Annotated in this window: 4 protein-coding genes; all 4 read right to left on the bottom strand. The window is 69.6% G+C overall.

Annotated features, from left to right (window positions below; all coding sequences use genetic code 11):
* Positions 1 to 311: 311 nt before the first annotated feature.
* On the bottom strand, positions 312 to 1,316 hold the full coding sequence (locus AC1DVT_RS17380) for an aldo/keto reductase family protein (RefSeq protein ID WP_457101955.1): 1,005 nt from the start codon (positions 1,314 to 1,316) through the stop codon (positions 312 to 314).
* A 121-nt stretch (positions 1,317 to 1,437) separates the two neighbouring features.
* Positions 1,438 to 3,261, bottom strand: coding sequence for a glycoside hydrolase family 35 protein (locus tag AC1DVT_RS17375; protein WP_477390334.1), 1,824 nt, complete (start codon positions 3,259 to 3,261; stop codon positions 1,438 to 1,440).
* Entirely contained in the window at positions 3,258 to 5,387 is a 2,130-nt protein-coding gene (locus AC1DVT_RS17370) for a beta-galactosidase (RefSeq protein ID WP_477390332.1), read from the bottom strand. The genes AC1DVT_RS17375 and AC1DVT_RS17370 overlap by 4 nt, the downstream gene beginning before the upstream one ends.
* Positions 5,384 to 5,771: ATP-binding cassette domain-containing protein (locus tag AC1DVT_RS17365; protein WP_477390330.1), on the bottom strand; the 388-nt coding region annotated here is incomplete at its 5' end. The genes AC1DVT_RS17365 and AC1DVT_RS17370, both read right to left, overlap by 4 nt.

Below are 5,771 nucleotides of genomic sequence, written 5' to 3'. Positions count from 1 at the left end.
GTTGAAGATGAGGAAGAAGACGATCGCCGGGAGGCACATCAGAAGCAGCATCTTGCTCGCGTTGAATCGCTTCCACAGCGACTGCTTGCGCCGCTTGGGCACAGCTTCCACCGCTGTTGCCTGTACTGCTGTCAAGGACATCCGCCCGCCTCTTCGCGTTCGTTTACGTCGCTTCGCCGCGACGTGCCTACCAGTTAACCTAACCGTCGATTAAACTCGGTTTTCACACATTACCTCGCGGGTTGTTTTAATTCAACCCACAGTTATCAACCCGTGATGAGTCCGTGATAAGCCCGTGTTTCCGGCGTCGTTCAGCGCTCATCGGGTGACTCTGCGTCGGTTCTGCGCGGGTCGCGCTCGACCACATCGCCCAGCACGTCGTCGATGCGTCGCATCAGTTCGGCGGGGATGACGACGCCCGATGCGGCCACGTTCTCCTGCACCTGGTCGGGGCGGGAAGCCCCGATGATGGCGGCCGCGATGTTGTCGTTCTGCAGCACCCAGGCGACGGCCAGCTGGGCCATCGTCAACGACAGCTCGTCGGCGATCGGCGTGAGCTGCTGCACGCGCGTGAGCACGTCATCCCGCATCCACCGGTTGTTGAGGTCGCCGCCGACCTTCTCGTCGCGGGCACGACTTCCCTCGGGAGCGGCACGTCCGGGGAGGTACTTGCCGGTCAGCACGCCCTGCGCAACGGGCGACCACACGATCTGCGAGATCCCGAGCTCACGCGACGCGGGCACGACCTCTTCTTCGATGACTCGCCAGAGCGCGGAATACTGCGGCTGGTTCGACACGAACGGGATGCGCAGCTCCTTGGCCAGGGCGGAGCCTGCCCGCAGCTGCTCGGCATTCCACTCGCTGACGCCGATGTACAGCGCCTTTCCGCTGCGGACGATGTCGGCGAACGCGACCATCGTCTCCTCCAGCGGCGTCGCATAATCCCAGCGATGCGCCTGGTAGAGGTCGACGTAGTCGGTGCCGAGCCGTCGCAGCGAGCCGTCGATCGACTCCATGAGGTGCTTGCGCGACAGCCCCGAGTCGTTCGGGCCACCGGGTCCGGTCGCGAAGTAGGCCTTGGTGAAGATCTCCAGCGATTCGCGCCGCTGGCCCCGCAGCGCCTCGCCGAGGACCGACTCCGCCGCGGTGTTCGCGTACATGTCGGCGGTGTCGAACGTGGTGATCCCGGCATCTAGTGCCGCGTACACGCAGGCGGTCGCGGCATCGTTGCCGAGCTGGGATCCGTGGGTGAGCCAGTTGCCGAAGGTGATCTCGGAGATCCGGAGACCGGAGGCGCCGAGGTGGCGATGCTTCATCGGTGTGCGTCCTTGATGGGTGTCGTGCTGCCGTGAGCGTCATCGCTCCGGCGCGTCATGGGCCTGAAGAATCATGCGGTACGGGTGGCTGTGAGAATGCCGGGCGCCGAACAGGACCTCGTCAGTACTCGACGGGGCCGGGATCCGCGTCGCCGACGAACCGCGCGACGTCCGTGCGGGCGCCGTCGAGCTCGAGCACGACGAGCTCGTTGCGGCCGTGCAGCAGCACCGGGCCTGGGACGTACAGGGTCCGCTGCGGGGGCCGCGACCAGTAGCGGCCGAGGCAGAATCCGTTGACCCAGGCGATCCCCTTGCCCCAGCCGTCGGTGTCGAGGAACCGGTCGGCGGGCTCGTCGACGGAGAACTCCGCGTGCGCGAAGGTGAGGCCGGGGATCGCGCCGATGGCTGCCTTCCCCTCCCCCGCGCCGGCGGCGAGGTCGGTGAGGTCGCTCTCGCGCAGCGGGGTCGTCCGCCATGCGCCGAGCGGCCGGCCGTCGATCGACGCGCCGCCGATGATCCCCTTGTCCTCGCCGATGCGCGGCCCGTAGTTGACCCGGCCGAGGCTCTCCACGACCAGGATGAGCTCCTCGCGCACGGGCGGGAGCGCGAGCGTGGACTGACCGAGCTCGCGGGAGAGGATGCCGACGCACAGGCCGTCGACCAGCACGTGCACCCGATCGCGGACGTCGTCGAGCACGAGCACGCCGGGTTCGTCGCGCTGCAGCTCCGTGCGGTGCACGAGGATCGCGGCGTCGTGCCCCGCCTGGGCGAAGGTCGGGAGGTGGGCGCTGTCGATCGTGGCCGACGATGCGATGGCCTCCAGGAACGGACGCCGGGCGGCGAGGAGCACGACCTGCTCGGGCGCCGGTCCGCCGGCCGCCGGAAGGTCCTCGGCCAGGGTCGTGTGACCCGCGAGCACATCGCGGAAAGCCCAGTACTTCGCTGTCGGGCGACCGGCCTCGTCGAGCGGCGCGTCGTAGTCGTAGCTCGTGGTGATCGAGGCGTACACGCCGCGGTCGTTGGCTCCGCTGGTGAGGCCGAAGTTGGTCCCGCCATGGAACATGTACAGGTTGACGGACGCGCCGAGCGAAAGCAGCGCGTCGAGGTCGGCGGCGGAGGCTTCGACCGAGGTCGTGTGGTGGTAGTCGCCCCACGAGTCGAACCAGCCGTTCCAGTACTCCGAGACCATGAGCGGCCCAGTCCGCTGGTGCTCGCGCAGCACCGCGAGGCGCTCGGGGGAACGCGAGCCGAACGACGCCGTCTTGTGCAGACCGGGCAGCGAGCCGCCTTCCAGCATGTGCGGCTCGGGCTGATCGACCGTCGTGAGCGGCACGGTGATGCCGCCGGCGCGCGTCCGGTCTACGAGGATCTGCAGGTACTCGGCATCCGATCCGTAGGCGCCGTACTCATTCTCGATCTGCACCAGGATCACCGGGCCGCCCTGGTCGATCTGCAGGGGCGCGACGATGGCATTGACCCGATCGAGGTACTCGCCCACGGCGGCGAGGTAGTGCGGCTCATTGCGGCGCACGCCCACCTCCGGGTCGGTGAACAGCCACGTGGGCAGGCCGCCGTTGTCGAACTCGGCGCAGATGTAGGGCCCGGGCCGGACGATCGCGCGCATGCCCTCGTCGGCGACGGTCCGCAGGAACCGCGCGAGGTCGAGCCGGCCGGTGACGTCCCACTCGCCGCGCTGCGGGGCGTGCAGGTTCCACGCCACGTAGGTCTCGATCGTGTTGAGCCCCATGAGCCTGGCCTTGCGGATGCGGTCGGCCCAGTGGTCGGGGTGCACACGGAAGTAGTGGATCGCCCCCGACAGGATCTGGAACGGCTCGCCGTCGAGCAGGAAGTCGCTCTCGCCGATCGCGAACCGGGACACGGATGCCGCGGCCGAGAGCTCTGCGCCGGCAAGCGCGCTGTCCGCGGAAGGAAGGGTGGTGGTCATCGGGGATCGGTCCCGTTCTGCTCGTGGGAGGCGCGCGCCTCCGACCGGGTCACGATCCCGCCGCGGGGCGGGATCGTGACGGTGTCCTCAGGCGTGGATGGGTCGGTGGCGGCGATCAGGGGGATGCCGCCCTGCAGCGGAGCGGTGACCTCCGCGTCGGTGCGGTTGATGAAGAAGGTGTACTCGGCCGTGTCGTCACCCCGCACGAGGAGCTCGAGCGCTCCGTCCGCGGCACGGGCATCGGCCTGGAGGGCGGGGATGCCGGCGCTGAGGTCGCGCAGGAGGATGCGCAGGCCATCCGCGCCGAGGTCGGAGGCCACATACGTCGCTCCMCCGCCCTGGACCGCTCGGCGGGTGATCGCCGGCGCCCCGGCGAGGTCGCCATCCTCATACGAAGCGAGGACCGTGACCGCGTCGCCGGCGACGCGGACGCGTTCCGTCCACTTCGCAGCGCTCGTCCCGTTGGACAGCCCGATCCGCTCCTCGGGGAGCAGCGGCACGAACTCCTCGACGAGGATGCCGAGGACCTCACGCAGCGCGCCGGGATACCCGCCGAGCCAGACCCGGTCGTGCTCGTCCACGGTGCCGGAGAAGTACGTGACGATGAGCTCGCGGCCGGTGGCGACGAACGCCTCGAGCCGGCCACGCAGCTCGCCCGTCACGACGTGGAGCATCGGGGCGATGACGACCTCGTAGTCGTCGAAGGACGACCCGACCGGGATCACGTCGGCGCGGACGCCGAGGTCGAGCAGGGCGGTGTACCAGTCGAGGGCCTCGCCCCGGTAGCGGAGGCGGTTGGACGGGTGCGAGTCGCGCTCGGCCACCCACCACGACTCCCAGTCGAAGAGGATCGCGACCCGTGCGGGCCGTCGCCGCGACCCGGTCAGCGCGGCGAGCTCGCCGAGCGTGCGACCGAGCTCCGCGACATCCCGGTAGACCCGGCTGTCCTCCCCCGCGTGCGGGACCATCGCCGAGTGGTACCGCTCGCCGCCGGCACGCGACTGGCGCCACTGGAAGAAGCAGACCGCATCGGCGCCGTGGCCGACGTGGGTCAGGGCGTCCCGCGCCAGTTCACCGGCGCGCTTGACGGTGTTCACGTCACGCCAGTTCACCGCGCTCGTCGCGTGCTCCATCAGGAACCAGGGACGCCCGAGCGCGAGGTTGCCGGTCAGGTTCGCGGAGAACGACAGCTCTTCGCGTCCGCCCGCTCCCGGGCGGAGGTAGTGGTCGTTCGAGACGAAGTCGACATCGCCCGTCCACGTCRCGTAGTCGACCGACGGGAAGACCTCGGTGACCATGAAGTTCGTGGTCCGCGGAATCGATGGCGTGACCTCGGCGAGCACCGCATTCTCCGCACGCAGGTAGCCGAGGAGCGCGTCGGACGAGAAGCGCTCGAAGTCGAGCTGACGACCCGGATTGACGTGGGTGGGCGCGACCCGGGGCGGCACGATCTCCTCCCAGTCGCCGTAGTGCTGCGACCAGAAGGCCGTTCCCCACGCATCGTTCAGCGCGTCGAGGGAGGGGTAGCGATCCTGGAGCCAGCCGCGGAAGGCGCGGGCCGCGTCATCCGAGTAATCGAACGCATTGTGGCAGCCGAGCTCATTCGAGATGTGCCAGGCGACGAGCGCGGGGTGGTCCGCGTAGCGCTCGGCGATCTTGCGCACGAGCCTCAGGGCGTAGAACCGGAAGATCGGGGATGTCGGGCGCCAGTGCTGCCGTCCGCCCGCGTGCAGCACGGTGCCGTCGTCGGTCACAGGCAGCACCTCGGGGTGCAGCCGCGACAGCCACGGCGGGGGCGACGCGGTCGCGGTGGCGAGGTCGACGTCGATGCCGCTCTCGTGAAGCAGGTCCATGACGTCGTCGAGCCAGCCGAAGTCCCACTCCCCGGGCCGCGGCTCGAGCAGCGCCCAGGAGAAGATGCCGAGCGAGACGATGTTGACGCCGGCCTGCTGCATGAGGCGCATGTCCTCGCGCCACACCTCCCGCGGCCACTGCTCCGGGTTGTAGTCGGCACCGTAGCGCAGCCGCCCGGGGCCGAGGGCGCCGTCGTTCACCCATCGATAGTGGTCGGCGGCGCGTTCGTGCGTGCTCATCGGGAGCGTCTCCTTGCTGGGATTCTCAGTCATTCGGAAAGGTTCTGCGCCCGCTCGAGACGTGCGTAGCGGCCGCCGCGCGCAACCAGCTCATCGTGCCGGCCCACTTCGACGATGCGCCCGTGATCGAGCACGACGATGCGATCGGCGCCGCGGATCGTGGAAAGCCGGTGTGCGACCACGAGCGTCGTCCGCCCGCGCATCAGGCGTGCCAGCGCGTCGCGCACGAGCGCCTCTGACTCGGGGTCGAGCGCCGACGTCGCCTCGTCGAGGAGCAGCACCTTCGGATCGCGCACGAGCGCCCGCGCGATGGCRATGCGCTGGCGCTGCCCGCCCGAGAGCCGCGCACCGCGCTGCCCTGCGACGGCGTCCCAGCCTTCCGGCAGCGCGTCGACGATCTCCGCCGCATTGGCGTCC

It is taken from the genome of Microbacterium sp. P2_F9, from assembly GCF_056403635.1.
Note: the sequence above shows the minus strand (reverse complement) of the source record. Positions and strands in the feature narration are given on the sequence as shown.